16 protein-coding genes and 1 tRNA gene are annotated in these 18471 nt (G+C 60.6%); 6 read left to right on the top strand and 11 right to left on the bottom strand.

Annotated features, from left to right (window positions below; all coding sequences use genetic code 11):
- Positions 1-16 precede the first annotated feature (16 nt).
- Genes PMX21_RS04480 through cobM form a run of 3 tightly spaced genes read right to left on the bottom strand, consistent with a single transcriptional unit; the run spans position 17 to position 2220 of the window.
- A complete protein-coding gene (locus PMX21_RS04480; RefSeq protein ID WP_195568111.1) occupies positions 17-250 on the bottom strand; it encodes an SAM-dependent methyltransferase in 234 nt (77 codons plus the stop codon).
- Entirely contained in the window at positions 243-1427 is a 1185-nt protein-coding gene (gene cbiD / locus PMX21_RS04475) for a cobalt-precorrin-5B (C(1))-methyltransferase CbiD (protein ID WP_271758314.1), read from the bottom strand. Before cbiD ends, PMX21_RS04480 begins: the two co-directional genes overlap by 8 nt.
- A gap of 1 nt (position 1428) precedes the next feature.
- Complete coding sequence (cobM, locus tag PMX21_RS04470) at positions 1429-2220, bottom strand: precorrin-4 C(11)-methyltransferase (RefSeq protein WP_055286466.1); 792 nt, start codon at positions 2218-2220, stop codon at positions 1429-1431.
- Between the two features lie 458 nt (positions 2221-2678).
- On the opposite strand from cobM, the gene PMX21_RS04465 reads away from it, so the two are divergent.
- From PMX21_RS04465 to PMX21_RS04440, 6 genes are all read left to right on the top strand, one after another.
- On the top strand, positions 2679-3605 hold the full coding sequence (locus PMX21_RS04465) for a sirohydrochlorin cobaltochelatase (RefSeq protein WP_196026065.1): 927 nt from the start codon (positions 2679-2681) through the stop codon (positions 3603-3605).
- A gap of 145 nt (positions 3606-3750) precedes the next feature.
- Positions 3751-4284, top strand: coding sequence for a hypothetical protein (locus PMX21_RS04460; RefSeq protein ID WP_271758312.1), 534 nt, complete (start codon positions 3751-3753; stop codon positions 4282-4284).
- Positions 4285-4288: 4 nt separating this feature from the next.
- Entirely contained in the window at positions 4289-5860 is a 1572-nt protein-coding gene (locus PMX21_RS04455) for an ABC transporter substrate-binding protein (protein WP_271758310.1), read from the top strand.
- 22 nt (positions 5861-5882) lie between these two features.
- Positions 5883-6905 carry a FecCD family ABC transporter permease gene (locus PMX21_RS04450; RefSeq protein WP_271758308.1) on the top strand — a complete coding sequence of 341 codons (1023 nt, stop codon included), beginning with the start codon at positions 5883-5885 and terminating at the stop codon, positions 6903-6905.
- Positions 6906-8216 (top strand): ABC transporter ATP-binding protein, encoded by a 1311-nt coding sequence (locus tag PMX21_RS04445; protein ID WP_271758306.1) that lies wholly within the window; start codon positions 6906-6908, stop codon positions 8214-8216.
- A gap of 188 nt (positions 8217-8404) precedes the next feature.
- Positions 8405-9838, top strand: coding sequence for a radical SAM protein (locus PMX21_RS04440; protein WP_271758304.1), 1434 nt, complete (start codon positions 8405-8407; stop codon positions 9836-9838).
- Positions 9839-10026: 188 nt separating this feature from the next.
- Here PMX21_RS04440 and PMX21_RS04435 read toward each other — a convergent pair whose 3' ends face one another.
- The 8 genes from PMX21_RS04435 to PMX21_RS04400 form a co-directional block, all read right to left on the bottom strand.
- Positions 10027-10638 (bottom strand): TetR/AcrR family transcriptional regulator, encoded by a 612-nt coding sequence (locus PMX21_RS04435; protein WP_117746330.1) that lies wholly within the window; start codon positions 10636-10638, stop codon positions 10027-10029.
- Between the two features lie 116 nt (positions 10639-10754).
- Complete coding sequence (locus tag PMX21_RS04430) at positions 10755-12062, bottom strand: lysylphosphatidylglycerol synthase transmembrane domain-containing protein (protein WP_271758302.1); 1308 nt, start codon at positions 12060-12062, stop codon at positions 10755-10757.
- Positions 12063-12212: 150 nt separating this feature from the next.
- A tRNA-Glu gene (locus tag PMX21_RS04425) sits at positions 12213-12289 on the bottom strand.
- A gap of 127 nt (positions 12290-12416) precedes the next feature.
- On the bottom strand, positions 12417-13811 hold the full coding sequence (locus tag PMX21_RS04420; protein ID WP_271758300.1) for a CCA tRNA nucleotidyltransferase: 1395 nt from the start codon (positions 13809-13811) through the stop codon (positions 12417-12419).
- A gap of 195 nt (positions 13812-14006) precedes the next feature.
- Positions 14007-14939 carry a 1-phosphofructokinase family hexose kinase gene (locus PMX21_RS04415; RefSeq protein ID WP_195361479.1) on the bottom strand — a complete coding sequence of 311 codons (933 nt, stop codon included), beginning with the start codon at positions 14937-14939 and terminating at the stop codon, positions 14007-14009.
- Positions 14940-15127: 188 nt separating this feature from the next.
- Positions 15128-16060: a 1-phosphofructokinase family hexose kinase gene (locus PMX21_RS04410; RefSeq protein ID WP_006233969.1), complete on the bottom strand. Its 933-nt coding sequence runs from the start codon at positions 16058-16060 to the stop codon at positions 15128-15130.
- A 74-nt stretch (positions 16061-16134) separates the two neighbouring features.
- Positions 16135-17838 (bottom strand): phosphoenolpyruvate--protein phosphotransferase, encoded by a 1704-nt coding sequence (gene ptsP, locus PMX21_RS04405; protein WP_035138206.1) that lies wholly within the window; start codon positions 17836-17838, stop codon positions 16135-16137.
- Positions 17839-17971: 133 nt separating this feature from the next.
- Positions 17972-18235, bottom strand: coding sequence for an HPr family phosphocarrier protein (locus tag PMX21_RS04400; protein ID WP_271758297.1), 264 nt, complete (start codon positions 18233-18235; stop codon positions 17972-17974).
- Positions 18236-18471: the final 236 nt, after the last annotated feature.

Here is an 18471-nt window from a genome sequence, read left to right as displayed (position 1 = left end):
TGCAGGAAATCCTCATCTAGCGCACTACCATCGTCGAGAAGTAGCTGCCCCGATCGGGCACATCGTCGAGCGAGCGGTACACGCGCTCGCCCGGAAGACCACAGTCCTCTACGAGCTCGGCACCGTCGAAGGCGCCCTCCTCGCGAAGGATGCGCTTCGTGTCCGCAAGCGAGCGGCGCGCCTTCATGACCACCTTCGTCCCCGGCCAGCCGATTGCACGGCGCACCCCGTACAGAACGCCTTTACTCATACGTCGCCCCCAATTCCCCGATAACTGCATCGGCGCCCGACGTGCGGAAAAGCTCGCGGCGCTCGGCGTCGAACACGACCGCGGCGATGTCGCATGCGCCCGCCGCGCGGCGGCGCAACCTGTCCTCGATTGCCGCAGCGAGCGAGGCGCGCGCAGCGTCCCCCACGCCGGCGGCCTCGATTACCTCGAGCGCCGCCGTGGTCGTGACCGACGACAGGATCTCGCGCACGGTCTTCGCGCCCGCGCCGGCCAAGGCCGCGTGGGCGGCCAGAATCTCCGCGCGGCAGTCGGCGGTACGCGAATGGGTGTCCATGATGCCGCCCGCGACCTTCACCAACTTGCCGATGTGTCCCACAAGAAGGACATTGGTAAATCCCTCGCGAACGCAGCAATCAATCGCATCGCCTACAAAGTTGGAGATAAAGACCACCGGCGCACCGTTTAGGTGGAAATGCCCCGAGATGAACTGCGCGCCGTAGTTGCCGGGCGTGAGCACGACTCCGCGCCGCCCCATAGCCGCATGCTGCCGAATCTCGAGCACGATGCTGTCGCGCAAGGCAGCGAGGCTGCGCGGCTCGACGATGCCCGTCGTGCCCAGGATGGAGATGCCGTCCTTTATCCCCAGGTGCGGGTTGAAGGTCTTTTCGGCAAGGGCAACGCCCTCGGGTACAGAAATCGTCACAGCAATATTTCCAGAAAAGCCGTGCGCGGCGCACACCTCGCGAACCGCCGAAGTGATCATCGCGCGCGGCGTCGCGTTGATGGCGGCCGCCCCCACCGGCTGCTCGAGCCCGGGCAACGTCACGCGCCCCACGCCCACGCCGCCATCGACGGAAACTTCCGATTCGCGCGCGGGCATGCCCTTGCTGCCCGCAGCACCCGTGCCCGACCCCGCATGTTCCACGCGCGCGTACACGAGCACGCCGTCGGTCACATCGGCATCGTCGCCTGCGTCCTTTCGCACGGCGCACTGGGCGCACCCCTCGCCGATGCATGCGTCGACCACGTTCGCTTCGACGGGCAGCCCGCCGGGGGTGACGATCGACACGAGGCCGACGGGCTTTCGTGACAAGAGCATCTCGCAGGCCGCCTTCGCCGCGAGCGCGGCGCAGCTCCCCGTGGTGTAGCCGCAGCGCAGGCGGGTCGTCCCGGTATATATGTAGTGCTCGAAGGCCACGCTAGCTGCTCGCCTTCCGATACCCCGTGGCAAACGAAGGGTCGTAAAGCTTGCTGCGCTCGTACGACTCTGCTTGCGCGCCGTTGTGCGAAAACCCGCCGCGAGCTCCGAGCACGCGGCCCACCACCACGAGCGCCGTGCGGTCGATGCCCTCTCGCGCGCCCGCATCGGCGAGCGTGCCAACTGTGCATCGCACCACGCGCTCCTCAGGCCAGGTCGCCTTGTACACGAGCGCGGCCGGCTCGTCGGAGCTGCGGCCCGCGGCCAAAAGCTCGGCGGAAAGCTCGGCGAGCATACCCGAGCTCAGGAAGATGACCATAGTCGAGCCACTTTCCGCCATGGTGCGCATGCCCTCGCCCGCGGGCATGGGGGTACGTCCGGAAAGCCGCGTGATCACGACCGACTGGCTGATTCCCGGCAGCGTGTATTCCTGGCGAAGCGCCGCCGCGGCACCGCAAAAGCTCGACACGCCGGGCACCACCTCGTAGTCCACGCCGCGCGCGTCGAGCGCGTCCATCTGCTCCTGGATGGCGCCGTACAGGCACGGGTCGCCCGTGTGCAGGCGCACCACGTCCTCGCCCCGCGCATCTGCCGCGCACATCACGTCGAGCACTTCCTCCAAGGTCATGTGCGCGCTGTCGTAGACGATGCAGGATTCCTTGCACTCAGCGAGCAGCTCGGGGTTCACAAGGCTTCCCGCCCAAACGACCACGTCGGCTGCGCGCAGAAGGCGCGCCCCGCGCAGCGTGATAAGGTCGGCGGCGCCCGAGCCTGCGCCAACGATATGAATCATCCGAGCCTTCCCTTCCCGTTTCTCATCGCAACCGTTTACGCCGCCATTCGCGCAGCGGGCAAAACACGGCGCCTGCGGCGGCAATCGGCGCAAATACGCAGGCAGGAGGCGCAATGCCGCCCGCCCTGGCTTTGACACGTTCACAAGTGCCCACTATCATAGTAAAAGATTCGGCAACGAGCATATGACAATCGGATAAAAGGAAATGACCGGCGCGGCGCCCGCACAGCCCGCGCTGGCTTGCGGAGGGAACCAGGTGGGAATCCTGGGCAAGGGACATTACTGTATAGGACGCGCGGGCGAACCGCCTCGCGCCCCAAGCCAGACTGCTTCGCCTTTTCCTCACGGCATCGCCGTGGCGTTAGCTCCTTGTGAACCCCGAGGGGTGCGCTTTTCTTTCGCTTGTGCCGACAAGCAACTGTCGCCGGGGGACCGGCAAACCGAGGAAAGGAAAAACCATGTCCGACCAGATGTCACGCCGCGGCTTCATGGGCGCCGCAGCAACCGGAGCCGTCGCGCTCGCCGGAGTCGCGCTCGCGGGCTGCTCCAACACCTCCGCGAGTTCCGAGAAATCGAGTGAAAAGGAGAAGGCCGTGAAGCCGGTCATCCTCGTCACGAGCTTCGGCACGAGCTACAACGACTCGCGCCACATCACCATCGGCGCCATCGAAGACGCTATCCGCGAGAAGTACTGGCAGGACTACGACATCCGCCGCGCCTTCACCGCGCAGATCATCATCGACAAGCTGAAGAAGCGCGACGGCATCACGATCGACAACATGACCGAGGCGCTCGACCGCTGCGTGGAAGACGGCGTGAAGGAAATCGTCGTGCAGCCGACGCATCTCATGGGTGGCCTGGAATACACCGACGTGAAAGACGAGCTCGACAAGTACGCCGACAAGTTCGACAAAATCTCGCTCGGCGACCCGCTGCTCACCTCCGACGACGACTACAAGAAGGTGGCCGCAGCCATTAAGGAGAACATGGCGTCCTTCGACGACGGCAAGACGGCGCTGTGCCTCATGGGCCACGGCACCGAAGCCGATTCCAACGCCGACTATGCCAAGATGCAGGAAGTGTTTAAGAACGAGGGCTTGACGCAGTTCTTCGTCGGCACCGTCGAGGCTGAACCGACCTGCGAGGATGTTATCGCCGCCGCGAGCGCCGCAGGCTACAAGAAGGCCGTGCTCGCGCCGTTCATGGTGGTCGCGGGCGACCACGCGAACAACGACATGGCAGACGAGACCGACCCCGACAGCTGGGCTGCGAAGTTCGTGGCCGCCGGCTTCGAAGTGACGTGCCTGCTCCAGGGTCTGGGACAGAACGTCGCGGTCGACGACATCTACGTCGCGCACGTGGACGACGCCATCGCCAAGCTGTAAACTCGCCGCGCACGGGGGCGCCGGTCGCGTCCCCGTGCAACGGGCATGCGCCTTCCCCGACTGACGGCGCATGCCCGTTGCATTCGCATCCCGCCCGCCCACCGCACGGCGCGGACGGTCGAAGCGATTGAAAGGAACCCCCTCCATGTTGAAGAAAACCCTCGCCTTCGCCCTGTCAGCGGCGCTTTTCGCGTTCTCGCTCGCCGGCTGCGGCGGAAATTCAATCGACAGCGCAAAAGCAAGCGATGCCGATTCCCAGGAAAAGACCGAACAGGCGGCCGATGCGCCCGAGGGCGCAAGCGCTGACCCCATCACCGCCGACAAGGTGGCCGACGGCACCTATCCGATCACCGTAGATTCCAGCTCGAACATGTTCAGGATTGTGGACGCCCAGCTCATCGTGGAAAACGGCTCCATGCACTGCGTGATGACGCTTTCCGGCACGGGCTACGGCAAGCTCTTCATGGGCACGGGCGACGAGGCTGCCGCCGCGAGCGAGGCCGACTTCATCCCCTATGTGGAAAACGCGGAAGGCAAGTACACCTACGACGTGCCCGTTGAAGCGCTCGACGAGGACACCGCCTGCGCCGCGTGGAGTATTAGAAAAGAGCAGTGGTACGACCGCACGCTCGTGTTCGAATCCGCCGGCGTCGATCTGCGCGCCGACGCACTGAAGTAACGCCATGCGGTCGATTCTTCCCAAGGGGGAAAGCAGGAAGCGTCTCAGCATCGCGGTGCGCGCGATCGCCTGCGTTCTCGTCGCCCTGTTCGCGCTTCCCTTCGCGGGGTGCAGTGCGAGCCCGAACGCGACCGGTGGCACGGCAGGCTCTCAGGAATACACTGTGAGCGTCTCGCTCTCCGGCGGGTCAGGGCGCGCAAGCATCGCCTCACCCACCACAATTGTGAAGGATGGCGACACCTACACCGCGACCATCACCTGGTCGAGTTCGAACTACGACAAGATGACCGTCGACGGCGTGGACTACGCGCCCGTAAACGACGGCGGCAACTCCACATTCGAGATACCCGTCACGCTCGACGAGGACATCGCCGTGTCGGCCGAGACCGTCGCCATGTCGACGCCGCACACCATCGACTACACGCTCCACTTCGATTCATCCACCATGAAGGAGAAATCGGGCGACGAAGCAAGCGGCGGCTCCCCTGCGGGAACGGCTTCAAACGCCGCGGCTGACTTCCACAACGCCGATTTGGGCTGCGGCTGGAAGCCGACGGGGACGCTTCAGCTTGAATACGCCGAGCACTTCACTGTCGACGAGTACGAAGGCGGCCTGCGGCTTATCTGCATTTCGAACGGGGAGCGCTTCCTCGTGGTGCCGCAAAATGCAAAGGTACCTGATGGGTTGAGCTCCGACATCGCGGTCATAAGGCGCCCCGCCGACAAGGTGTACCTCGTGTCGTCGGCGACGATGTGCCTGGTCGACGCGCTCGATGCGAACGACAATATCCTCATGTCGGGCACGAAGGCTAACGATTGCTCGGTCGCGGGCTTCAAAAGCGCGCTCGAAAGTGGGGCGATCGCCTACGGCGGCAAGTACAGCGCGCCCGACTACGAGAGAATATCGGCCTCGGGCTGCACGCTCGCCATCGAGAACACCATGATCAACCACACGCCCGATGTGAAGGAAAAGCTGCAGAAGCTCGGGCTCGTCGTGCTCACCGAACAGTCATCGAGCGAGCCCGAAGCACTCGGGCGCGTCGAGTGGATTAAACTTTTCGGCGTCCTGTTCGACAAAGAAGACGAGGCCGCGCACCTGTTCAACGAGCAGAAGGCCCGCGTCGAGCAAACGTCGGGGCTCGCGTCGTCAGGTAAAACCGTGGCGTATTTCTACATTAACTCGAACGGGGCCGCCGTCACGCGGCGGGCGGGCGACTACGTGGCGCAGATGATCGAGCTTGCAGGCGGCATCTACGCGCTCGATGACGCGCAGACGGCGTCGACGTCAGGTTCGTCAATAACGCTCGAAATGGAGCGCTTCTACGCGACGGCGAAGGATGCGGACATCATCGTCTACAACGGCACCATCGACGAATCGGTTGCCACCTTGGACGACTTCGTAGGCAAAAATGCGCTATTGTCGCAGTTCAAAGCCGTGAAGAACGGCAACGTCTGGGTCACAAGCGCCGACATGTACCAGCAGATGACTTCTACCGCCGACATTATCGACGAGCTGCACGGGGCGTTTACCGGCGATGACGCGAGCGACTTCCATTATCTGAGGAAGCTCGGCTAGCGCCATGAGAAACCGGCTTTCCATGGCATACGACGAATCGGGGCGCGCTGCGCGGTGTCGCGTCGTGACGGCGCTGCTCGCTGTTGCCCTCATCGTGATCGTCGGGGCCAACCTGTGCATCGGGAGCGTGCTCGTGCCCGCAGACCACATCCCCGGCATCCTTTCGGGTGGCGCGGCCAATTCCATGGAAAGCCAGGTCATCTGGGAGATTCGTCTGCCGCGCGTGCTTTCAGCCGTGCTTCTCGGCGGGGCACTTTCGCTCTCCGGGTTCCTGCTACAGACGTTTTTCAACAACCCCATCGCCGACCCGTTCATCTTGGGCGTCTCCTCGGGCGCAAAGTTCGTCGTCGCGCTTACGATGATCGTACTTCTGGGCGCGAACCAGGCCATGTCCTCGCCGGCCATGGTGGCCGCAGCATTTGTGGGCTCGCTTATCACCATCGGCTTCGTGCTCCTCATCGCACGGCGCATAAGTTCCATGGCCATGCTCATCGTGGCGGGCGTCATGGTGGGATACATCTGCTCGGCGGCGACGAACTTCCTCATCGCCTTCGCCGACGACCAGTCCATCGTAAACCTGCACAACTGGTCTTTGGGTAGCTTCTCGGGTTCGAGCTGGGACGACGTCGCGGTCATCGCGGTCGTGGTGATCGCCGTGAGCGCATGCGTATTCGCGATATCGAAGCCCCTTTCCGCCTTCCAGCTGGGAGAAGCCTACGCGAAAAGCGTCGGCGTGAACGTCGCACGTTTCCGCGTGGTGCTCGTCCTTCTAGCGAGCATGCTCTCCGCCTGCGTGACCGCGTTCGCTGGTCCGGTGTCGTTCGTAGGCATCGCGGTTCCGCATCTCGTGAAGTCGGCGCTGAAGTCGTCGAAGCCCATCCGCGTGATTCCTGCGTGCTTCTTGGGAGGCGCCATCTTCTGCGCGGGCTGTGATTTGATCGCGCGCACGCTGTTCTCCCCCGTCGAGCTTTCCATCAGCGCCGTCACCGCCATCTTCGGCGCGCCGGTGGTTATCGCGCTCATGTTGAAGAAGCGGGTGAGGTAGATGGGGGAATTCGTGCCGCGGCCCAAAACGCTCGGAGGGGACATTCCATGCTTAGACAGTCCTGAGCTCGCACGAAAGTGCCAGAAGGCACTTTCGACTCGTGCGGAACTGCGCGCGGAAAGCCTCCTCCGAGCGGAGTCGAACCTCGAAACCCCGGTCGTAACGCAGGCTGACGGAGCGCCGCTTTTCCGCATAAGCGACCTGTCGGCGGGCTACGACAAGAAGATCGTAGTCGAAGGCGTCGATCTGGAGGTTCGCGCGGGCGACGTCGTGGCGCTCATCGGGCCGAACGGCTCGGGCAAGTCGACCATCTTGAAAACCATCACACGCCATCTGGCACCGCTTGCCGGCGCGATCGAGCTCGACGGGCGGGAGATTTCCCGATGGAAGACTGCGGAGATCGCAAGGAACCTTGCCGTTATGCTGACAGATCGCCCCCGGACCGAGCTCCTCACCTGCCGCGATATCGTAGAGGCGGGAAGGCATCCCTACACCGGGCGAATGGGAACACTCTCGCCTGACGACCATAGTCGGGTCGACGAGGCCATGAAAACCGCACATGTGGAAGAGCTCGCCGAGCGCGACTTCATGCAGATAAGCGACGGGCAACGCCAGCGCGTCATGCTCGCACGCGCCATCGCGCAGGATCCGCGTGTGCTCGTGCTCGACGAGCCCACATCGTATCTCGATATCCGCTACCAGATCGACCTGCTGCGAATACTTCGCCACCTTGCGAAATCGCAGAATGTGGCTGTCATCATGTCCATCCACGAACTCGAGCTCGCGCAGAAAAGCGCCGAAAAGGTGATTTGCGTGAAGGACGGTCGGGTCTTCCGCGCCGGCGCACCCGAGGACATATTCACGCGCGAGACGATTGGCGAGCTCTACGGCCTTCAACATGGCACCTTCAACGAGCGCTTCGGCAGCGTGGAAATTGGGCGCCCGCACGGCGATGCGCACACGTTCGTCATCGCCGGCGCAGGTACGGGGTCAGCTGTGTTTCGCCAGCTCATCCGGCAGGGCAAGGCGTTCTACGCGGGCATTCTGCACGAAGGGGACATCGACTGCGAGCTTGCGCGCGACCTGGCGACGGAATGCGTGGCCGAGCGCGCCTTCGAGCCGATCGGGGATAAAACCATAGCCCGCGCCAAAGAGCTCCTCGTCCACTGCGCACGCCTTATCGTGTGCCCCGCCGCCTTCGGCACCATTAACGCCCGCAACGCAGAGCTCGTCGAGTTCGCACGCTCGCATGGTATCGAGGTCATGCGAGCGTGCGAAGGCGCATCGGAGGATTCCAATGGATACGCCTAGGCGCGGTCCAAGAAATCGTCCGCATCCCCATCTGACACTATTTCACCGCAACTTAGAAGGTGTCGGCGTATAACGCTTCACCCCAAATTAAATTGATTCGTTGAATAGACACATTACAAATCTTTAGACTTCGTTTAATCCACAAGTGGGTATTATCACACATTAAGCACACGTGAAAGGATATACCCATGTCGCTTACACAGTCAGCAGAGCGTGCAGCGCTCAATAAGCTCATCGATTATCTCGACAACAACCCGCAAGAAAACATCGACAAAATCATGGACCTCGTGAACAAGCTGGTCCCCAATCGCGTATTTCCTGTACAGCGAGAGGCATTCACCAATGTCATCAAGAGCCGCGGCAATTGGTATGACCTGATTATGCGTGTGTTCAGCCTTAATCCCCAGATGCGAACCAAACTGCTTAAGACCCTCATTGTCGACGCCAACCTGCTTGCTTGGCCAGAGCAGGAAAAGAACCGCGAAAAGTACCAGTGCAACGTTCCGTGGGCCATCCTGCTCGATCCCACGAGCGCCTGCAACCTGCATTGCACGGGCTGCTGGGCCGCCGAGTACGGCTACAAGCAGAATCTCTCGTTCGAAGACATCGACTCTATCGTTACGCAGGGCAAAGAGCTCGGTACGCATATCTACATCTATACCGGCGGCGAGCCGCTCGTCCGCAAGCACGACCTGATCAGAATTTGCGAAAAACATCAGGACTGCGTGTTTCTCTGCTTTACCAACTCCACGCTGATCGACGAGGCCTTCTGCGACGATATGATTCGCGTAGGTAATTTTGTCCCCGCCATCAGCGCCGAGGGCAATGAGCACACCACCGACGCCCGTCGCGGCGAGGGTACCTACGCAAAGATCGAGCACGCAATGAAACTCCTGCGCGAGCGCGACTTGCCATTTGGTATCTCCACCTGTTGGACCAGCGCCAATGCCGATACGGTTGCTACCGAGGAGAACATGGACTGGATGATCGACGAGGGAGCACTCTTCTGCTGGTACTTCCACTTTATGCCGGTTGGCCGCAATGCAACCTCCGAGCTCATGCCCACGCCCGAGCAGCGCGAGCACATGTATCACTTTATCCGCGAAATGCGTGAGAAGAAGCCGCTGTTTACGCTCGACTTCCAAAACGACGGCGAGTTTGTAGGCGGATGCATCGCCGGCGGCCGCCGCTACCTGCACATCAACGCCGCCGGAGACGTGGAGCCGTGCGTGTTCATCCACTACTCAAACGCCAACATCCACGATGTGAGCTTACTCGACGCGCTGCGCTCTCCCCTCTTTATGAAGTACTACGAAAACATGCCGTTCAACGACAACTACCTCAAACCATGCCCCATGCTCGAGAATCCCGACGTGCTGCCCAAAATGGTTGCCGAGAGTGGCGCAACGAGCACCGATCTTATCGAGAAGGAGTCACCCGAGCAGCTGCGCGAAAAGACCCAGGCTGCCGCCGAGGCATGGTCACCTGTCGCCGACCGCATCTGGAACGACTCCGACGATCCGCTATACGCCAAGCGTCACGAGGATAAGTCACAGGGTATGGCCGATAGCGACATGCACAAGTTCGAAAAGCAGGGCCGCACGCTCAAAAACGGCGATTAATGCTGTTCTACACGGCAAACGCTCAGAAATGAAGCGGAGCAGTCTCGAGGCTCATCTTCGAGGCTGCTCCGCCTTACCATCAAAACAGTTTTACTAAGTTGCGGTGAAATAGGGACTAGATCGGCCTTCCAATAACCAAAACAATCCCTATTCCACCGCAACTTCTTTAAGTTGTTGAATTATCGATGCTATTCGAAGCGAGATTCCAGACTCGACAGACCGTTGAGAGTCAGGTCGTTGGCGACCTCAGAGACGCGCTCGATAGGAACCGAGCCGTCAGACAGCGCCCACGTGCGATAGATACCGATAATACCCGACAGCAAAAACGCCAGATAGTAGTCGAACATCTCGTCCTTGAGACCTTGGGGCAGCAGATCGCGCTCGGCAATCTCGTGCTCGAGCGGTGCACGAAGACGAGCCATAAAATCATCGAGCGGAATGTTCTCGATCAGCTGACGATTGAGCACCAAGTTGTTGCACAGTGCCTCGTTAACGGTTTTAAAGAAGGTCGCCGCCGCGCCCAGGGCGCGCTCGTTAGTGTCGCCGTCCATGGAAGCAAGCGTTTTCTCGACTGAGTCGACAATCATCTCCACCACATCGACGGCAATGGCATCGAGCAGGCCGTCAACCGTACCAAAGTGAACGTAAAAGGTCTTGCGGTCGACATTGGCCTCGCGCGCGATGGCACTCACCGTAATGTCTGCCAGCGGCTTTTCCATGAGCAGGCGCTCGAAAGCCGAAAGGATGGCATTACGGCTGCGAACGATGCGACGATCAAGACGCGGTTTGCTGGTTGCCATGGGCGTGTCCCTTCGATATGCGAGCATTCATCAACAGATGAGAGATAATCTACGTAAGAGGATTATCCCCCATACAGCACAAATATGCCCCGCATCATGAAGAACGCACGACTGCCCTACTGCGACTTAGGGTGCTTCTTCTTATTGAGTGCCGACAGAGATACGCGAATACCGTCGCCTGTCTGGCGCACATAGGCTTTATGAGCCGGCTTAGCGGTCCCAGAAGCCTTCTGAGCCTGCTTCTTGGGATCAACGGTAACAGCATTCGCGGGGTGCGGCTTAGTGGGCGCAGAGGGCGTCTGAGGCGTGCGGCCGAGCTTGCGCATCACGCGATCCCAGCGCGCATGGATGCTCTCGTTGTGGGCGCTCTTAAGGCCCAGCAGGGGCGCAGCCAAAATGGTCGGTGCAATAAACGTAATGAGGCGCCACAGCAGATAGCCGGCGGTCGATGCCGAACCGAAGAAATGACCCAAGAACAATGCAAAGCCGCCCTCAGCGCCACCAGTTCCACCGGGCAAGGGAACCGCAGAGCTCAGCAACTGGACAAAGGCGCTCGCGGCCATGACCGAGAAAAAGTCGACCTCGTGGTGGCCAAAGGCAAGCATCAGGAAATACGGCACCAGATAGAAAAACGCGAGCTGCAGCATGGTGATAAACACGGTGAGCAGCATGGAAGAAAAATGTCCGGCTGAAAGCTTGAACTTCTCGGAGAAGGAGTAGATCTCGCCATCGACAAACGTGCGCCATCCCTCGATCTTAGTGGCCGAGACACCAATGCGCTCAAGCCAATTGATGATGCAATGGGCGACGCGCGTGACGGTCTTAGGCATGAGCGCGACGGCGAAGATGCCCAGCAAGATGCAGCAGTGCCCACCAAAGCTAAAGACACACAGCAGCGTCATGTCGCCATAGCGCTCGGCAAAAAACGGCATGCGAGCAAGCAGTAGGATAGCGCCCCAGGCAACGAGGCCAAACTGATACACGATAAAGCGCGTGAACTGCGTGGCGCCAGCCTCGCCGACATTTTGGCCCGCCTTGGTCAGGCGGTAGATCTGGGCGGGAGTCGAGCCCATCATCATAGGTGTGAGGTTGCCAAAGAAGATGCCGCTCGCCTCGACCGAAATCAGGTCGCGGATGCCGACGGGTGAATATGGGTCGAGCCAGACGGCGATCGCATAGGCCACAATGCCAAAGAACAGATACATGAACATGCAAAGACACGCGACAACGAGCCATGACGCCTGGACGCTCGACATTGCGGCCCAGAACTGCCCCATCTGCCCGGTTACCACCAGATAGACGATATAACCCACCAGCACGACGCCGATAAAGATGGCGCCGCGGCGTGCGCTCTTATTGTCATCTCCGCCCGAGGCCTCAACCTCGACCTGGGGCTTAGACGTATGCTGAGAGGACTCCGTCATGAGACTCCTTCTAACAGTCAAAATATCTTGGATATTGTACCCGTAAGGGCCATAGGCAGAACGCAAAGCTCTGGTTCAAACGGGAATTGCAGACGGTTGTTTGATAACAAAAAACCCGGACTTCCATGGGAAGTCCGGGTATCAGATGCGTGGTAGCCCGTACCAGATTCGAACTGGTGATCTCCGCCTTGAGAGGGCGGCGTCCTAAACCGCTAGACGAACGGGCCACATGACATCTGCACTGCCGTGCTGCGTGGAAATATATTACGGGACAAAAAACGTCAGCGCAAGAAGAAATTCCAAATTGCCGAAAAATTGTCGGCAGGTTATGGAACACGCAGGTAAACTGGGTAGCTAATTCAAGTTGAGATGGACCAAAAGAGCTTCGCGATCGTTGGGAATGTTGTCTTCGATCACGGCGTCGAGGGCGGAGTTGAGAAGCTGACCCAGTTCCGGCCCAGGCTTGACTCCGGCACGGATCAGGTCGCCACCGTTGATGGCGAGCATCTTGAGCGTATAGGGCTCCCCTGCCTTCAGCAGCTCGTGCGCCATCGCGCGCATCTCCTCAATCGTCTCAACGTAATAGAAGCACGACGGGGCCTTGCCGAGGGTGTCAGCACGCTTAAGGTCCATGAGCTCGTCAATCAGACGGGCCGTGTCGACGCCCTCGCCAGAAAGCGCGCACATCATATTGAGCAGGCAGGATCGCTCGGGACGCAGCGGTTTGTCGTGATATTTGATGAGCAGGCACACGTCGCGCACCAGGTCGTGCGAGAGAGCCAGGCGATCCATAATGACGCGCGCCTTCTTGGCGCCGAGCTCGGGATGACCGTAGAAGTGCCCGCTGCCGGCGTGATCGACCGTAAAGCACTCGGGCTTGGAGACATCGTGCAAAAACGCCGCCCACATAAGGCTCGACGATGGCGCGACGCCGTCGCACAGCGCCAGCTCCCCTGCCACTGTCAGCACACGGGCGATATGCTCGTAGACGTTAAACGCATGGTAGACACTTCGCTGATCAAACCCGCGACCCGCTGCCAACTCGGGCACAGCGGCACAGATGAGCTCGGGATAGCGAAGCATCGCGTCTCCCCCATGACCGGTCGAAAGAATGCCCTCGAGCTCAATACCCACACGCTCACGCGCCACGGCATCGAGCAGCGGCGCGCACTCGGCAAGCGCACGCTTGGTCTCGGGCTCAATCATAAAGTCCAGACGGCAGGCAAAGCGCACCGCACGCAGCATGCGCAGGGCGTCCTCGTTAAAGCGACGCTTGGGATCGCCGACAGCGCGAATCAGCTTGCGCTCAAAGTCACCCTGGCCGTCGTAGCGGTCGACAAGCCCGCGCTCGGGATGCCAGGCCATGGCATTGACGGTAAAGTCGCGGCGCGCCAGATCGTCCTCGAGCGAGGCGGCACGCTCCACACTCTGGGGATGACGACCATCGGTGTAAAAGCCATCCAGACGGTACGTGGTGACCTCGATACGCTCGCCATCGGAAATAGCCGTGATTCCGCCAAATTTAATGCCCGACTCCACAACCGCGATGCCGGCGGCCTCGAGCGCCGCCTTGGACTCCTGCCACAGGCCGCTACAGCACATATCAACATCGTGGCTGGGGTACCCCATCAGGGCGTCGCGCACCCAACCGCCCACGTACCAAGCCTCAAGACCAGCCGCCTCAAGCGCGCGCAGGACGCGCAGGGACGCATCGGACGGTTGAGTACCGTTGAGCGAAACATTGCACATGCCTATGGCCTCCTGCACTTGTGAGCGTTAATCGATGGTTCTCAAGAAGTCTAACAAGAAACGAGAAAGCGCGCACACGCAATCGCGTCGTTGATTAGATAAAACGAGACAGCAGACACCACATATGTTCAGCGCGCAAAAAACACCCGCCTTGGTAATCCAAAGCGGGTGTTCGGCAACGATGTATCGATGCGGCTAGCAGACCTGGCGAACCTCGATGTGCTTCTTATATTCGTCCACCTTGGCAAAATCGCCCAAACCGGGGCACTCGACCACGTTGGCGCCGGTGGCCATCGACAGGCGCAGGGCATCCTCGACGCGCTCGGGGGCGTCATGCCACACGGACAGGAAGGCAGCGAGCGAGGAATCGCCGGCACACACCGTCGACAGCAGCTTGACGTCGAAGGTGCGGTTAGCAAACCAGATGTGCTTGCCGTTGGAGAAGTACGCACCGGCGCCGCCGAGGGTCAGCAGCACGTTCTTGGCGCCCTTGGCATGAAGCTCAGCCATAGCGCCCTTGACGGACTCGTCGTCGCCACCGCTCACCTTAATGCCAAAGATATCGAGCAACTCGTCGTCATTGGGCTTGATCAGCAGCGGCTCCATGGCAATGAGATCTGCCAGCTGATGGCTCGAGATGTCGAGAACGAACTCGGCACCCTTGGCCTTGACGCGGCGCAGAACCTCGGCCAGGAAGCCCTCGGAAGTGTTGGGAGGCAGCGAGCCACTGATGACCAGGCAGGTCATGTCATCGAGCGAATCGATGAGCTCAAACATCTCCTGCTCATTGGCCTCGTTGATGGCGGCACCGGCGTTGACCATGTTGTACTCGGTGTCGGGGCCGGCATTGAGGAAGACGTTGACGCGCGTGATGCCGTCGGTCCACACGGGCTTGACGGGCACGCCCAGGGCCTCGGCGCCCTTGACGATGAACTCGCCCGAGAAGCCAGCGAAGAAGCCCAGGATCGTGGTGTCGACACCGTAGTGGTCAAGCGTAAACGAGACGTTGAGGCCCTTGCCGTTGGGCGTATAGACGGCGTTGCGAGTACGCGTGACGGTGTTGGCAGCAAGGCCGTCGCAGGCGATGTTGTAGTCAATGGCGGGATTTGCAGTGAGCGTGTAAATCATGAATGTTCCTTTCACGAAGCAACGTGTTAATGAAAGTATATTCCACGCATCGGTAAAAGGCTAGGACAACTCGGTGAACGGTGTGGAAGCGATGAAGTACGGCGGGACACCTCTCCCCCGTGGCGGAACAAAAAGGCGCCCCAGCCGAAACCGGGGCGCCGCATGCGCACGAATATGTCGCGTTTCGATTACTGACGATCGAGCTTGCGGACAGCAACGCGCTTGCTGTACTCATCGACGTGACCGAAGTCACCAATGCCGACGGACTCGGCAACGTTGGCGCCGGTGGCCATAGCGAGCTTCATGGCCTCCTCGACGTTGTCGCGATCCCTGTACCACTTGTGCAGGAACGCAGCGAGGGTGCAGTCGCCGGCGCAGACGGAAGAGACCAGCTTGATGTTGAACTCACGCTTGGCGTACCAGATGTCCTCGCCGTTGGAGAAGTAAGCGTCGCCGCGGCTACCACGGGTGAGCAGCACGTTCTGAACGCCAGCGTCGTGAGCCATCTTCATGGCGACACGAACCTCGTCGTCGGTGTCGACCGGCACGCCGAAGATGGCCTTCATCTCGTGATGGTTCGGCTTGATGAGCAGCGGCTTCTTGTGAGCGAGCTCCTTGAGCTTGTCGGAGGACAAGTCCAGGACGACGTCAGCGCCACGAGCCTGAGCGTGCTCCATGACCTGAGCCAGGAAGTCGGGCGTAGCTTTGGGAGGCACGGAGCCGGAGACAATCAGGCACTCGAGATCGCCCGCGGTGTCCAGGATGTTGTAGAGCTCCTCCTGGTGCTGCGGCGTGATCGGGGCGCCGGGGTTCAGGATGCCGTACTCGTGCTGGCCATCGTTGACGTAGGTGTTAATGCGCGTGATACCGTCGGTCCAGACCGGGCGGCAGAGGCAACCCAGGTTCATGACCTCCTCGACGATGAACTTGCCCGTGAAGCCAGCGAAGAAGCCGAGCGCGACGGTGTCGACGCCCATCTTCTTAAAGGCGAAGGACACGTCGAGGCCCTTGCCGTTAGCCGTGTAGCTGGCCGAACCGGTGCGGACGTTCTCGTCGGGCTCGAGCGGAGAGCTCGAAACCGTCATGTCGACAGCCGGGTTAGCGGTTAGCGTGTAGAACATTTACAGTACCCCCTGTATATGTGAGGGCCGCGTGGCCGGCCCATTCCAACCACGCGGTTACCTCTGATACCAAATTAGCGAGCTGCGGACTCGAGCAGTGCCTTGACCTCGGCGGCGGTGTTGCAGGCGAGCGCCTTCTCGGCGAGCTCGTCGCACTCGGCCTTGGTCCACTGGCTGATGGTCTTACGGGCGCGCAGGATCGACGGAGCACTCATCGAGAACTCCTCCAGGCCCCAGCTGATCAGCAGCGGCTCGAGCAGCGGATCGGCAGCGGCCTCGCCGCACATACCGACCATGATGCCGGCCTTCACGCCGCTCTCGATGATGTTCTTGAGCGAGCGGAGCACGGCGGGATAGTAAACCTGGTACAGGTTGGAGATGGTGTCGTTGCCACGGTCGGCGCACATGGTGTAGCCGATCAGGTCGTTGGTGCCGATGGAGAAGAAGTCGGCGACCTCGGCAAGACGGTCTGCGAGCAGCGAAGCGGCGGGCGTCTCGACCATGATGCCGACCTCGATGTTCTCGTTGAACTTGCGCCCCTCTTCGGTCAGCTCGGCCTTGCACTGCTCGACGAGCTCCTTGACAGCCAAGACCTCCTCGACGCAGGTGACGAGCGGGATCATGATCTTGACGTCACCGAAGGCGCTAGCGCGCAGCAGAGCGCGGAGCTGGACCTTGTACTGGTCGGGATTGGCCAAGCAGTAACGCACGGCGCGGAAGCCCATGAAGGGGTTGTCTTCCTTGACCATATGCAGATACGGAATCTCCTTGTCGCCACCCACATCGAGCGTGCGGATGATGACCGGAGCACCCTTGAGCGCGCTGGCGACCTTACGGTAGGCGTTGAACTGCTCCTCCTCGGAAGGAAGCTCAGCAGAGTCCATGAACAGGAACTCGGAGCGGAACAGACCGATAGCCTCGGCGTCGTGATCGAGCGCGTTGGGCACGTCATCGGGGTTACCGATGTTGCAGGCGATGATCTTCTTGATGCCATCAGCAGTCACGGACGGCTTGCCACGGAAGGCCTCGAGGGCTGCCTTCTCGGCAGCGAAGGCCTCGGCCTTGGCGGTGTAGGCAGCGAGCGTCTCCTCGTCGGGATCGGCCTCGACGATACCCTTGCCGCCGTCGACGACAACGGTCATGCCGTTGCGCAGTGCGGTGCAGCTGTTGGAGACCGAAAGGACAGCCGGGATCTCGAGGGCGCGCGCAATGATCGCGGAGTGCGACGTGCGGCCACCGGTCTCGGTGACGATACCGGCAACGTGGGCCTTATCGATCGTGGCGGTCATGGACGGCGTGAGGTCGTGCACGACAACGACAGTGTTCTCGGGCAGGACGGAGAGGTCGACGACCTCCTTGCCCAGCAGCTCGGCCAGAATACCGGTGCGGATGTCGGCGATGTCAGCCGCGCGAAGACGGAACATCTCGTCGTCCATGGACAGGAACATGTTCTCGAACATGGTCGAGGTGTCCATGAGCGCCTGCTCGGCGCAGGTACCGCCGTCAATGGCGGCGTTGATGGCGTCGGTCATACCCGGATCCTGAGCCAGAACAATGTGTCCGCTCATGATCTCGGCCTCGGCCTCGCCCACCGTCTCCTTCATGTGGTCGGCCTGAGCCTGGGTCTTCTCGCAGAAGACCGAAAGAGCGGACTGATAGCGCTCCTTCTCTGCTGCCGAATCAGCAACCTCGTGCGGCTCAAACGTCAAGTCGGGATCGACGGCGACCATGACGGTGCCGATACCGATGCCCTCGGAAGCGTTGACTCCCTGATACATTCCCATTCCTCTCTCCGTGTCATGTGATAAAGCGTTTTGCCATATCCATGACAAAAGAGCGCAGCTACCTTACAACAGGTCACTGCGCCCCCAAATATGAACTTAGTTGTTCAACATGCGACCCGTTTGAGTTCTACTCGCCAAGACCGCTCTTGATGAGCTCGATGGCAGCAGCCAGAGCCTCGGTCTCGTCGGCGCCGTCGCACTTGACCTCGACCTCGGTACCGCAGGGGATACCAGCAGCCATGAGGGCCATCGGGGACTTGCCGTTGACCTCCTTCTCGGGGGTGACGACCGTCACGTCACAGGCATACTTGCCCATGGTGGAGGCGAACAGACCAGCCGGACGCATGTGCAGACCCTGAGGATTAACGAGGGTAGCCTTCTCAGAAACCATAGTTGACTCCTTTTTTGTGTTTAACCCCTGTCATGTATGTGGCAGGAGTCAGATTCACGACGTTGTTTATATTAACTCACATCAAACGGTTTTTCATTATGTTTCGGACGAATTGTTGGACAGATGTGTTTGTCGTCCGCTTGCTCGCCGGGCGGGCGCGGGTTAAGTTTGCTGCTCTACAGTCCTGCGCAAGACGGAAAGCACATTAAGTGCTTTCCTTTGCGTGCGGAACTCGC

It is taken from the genome of Collinsella aerofaciens (genome assembly GCF_028209885.1).
Lineage (GTDB): Bacteria > Actinomycetota > Coriobacteriia > Coriobacteriales > Coriobacteriaceae > Collinsella > Collinsella aerofaciens_BA.
This window is presented reverse-complemented; position numbering and strand designations above follow the sequence as displayed.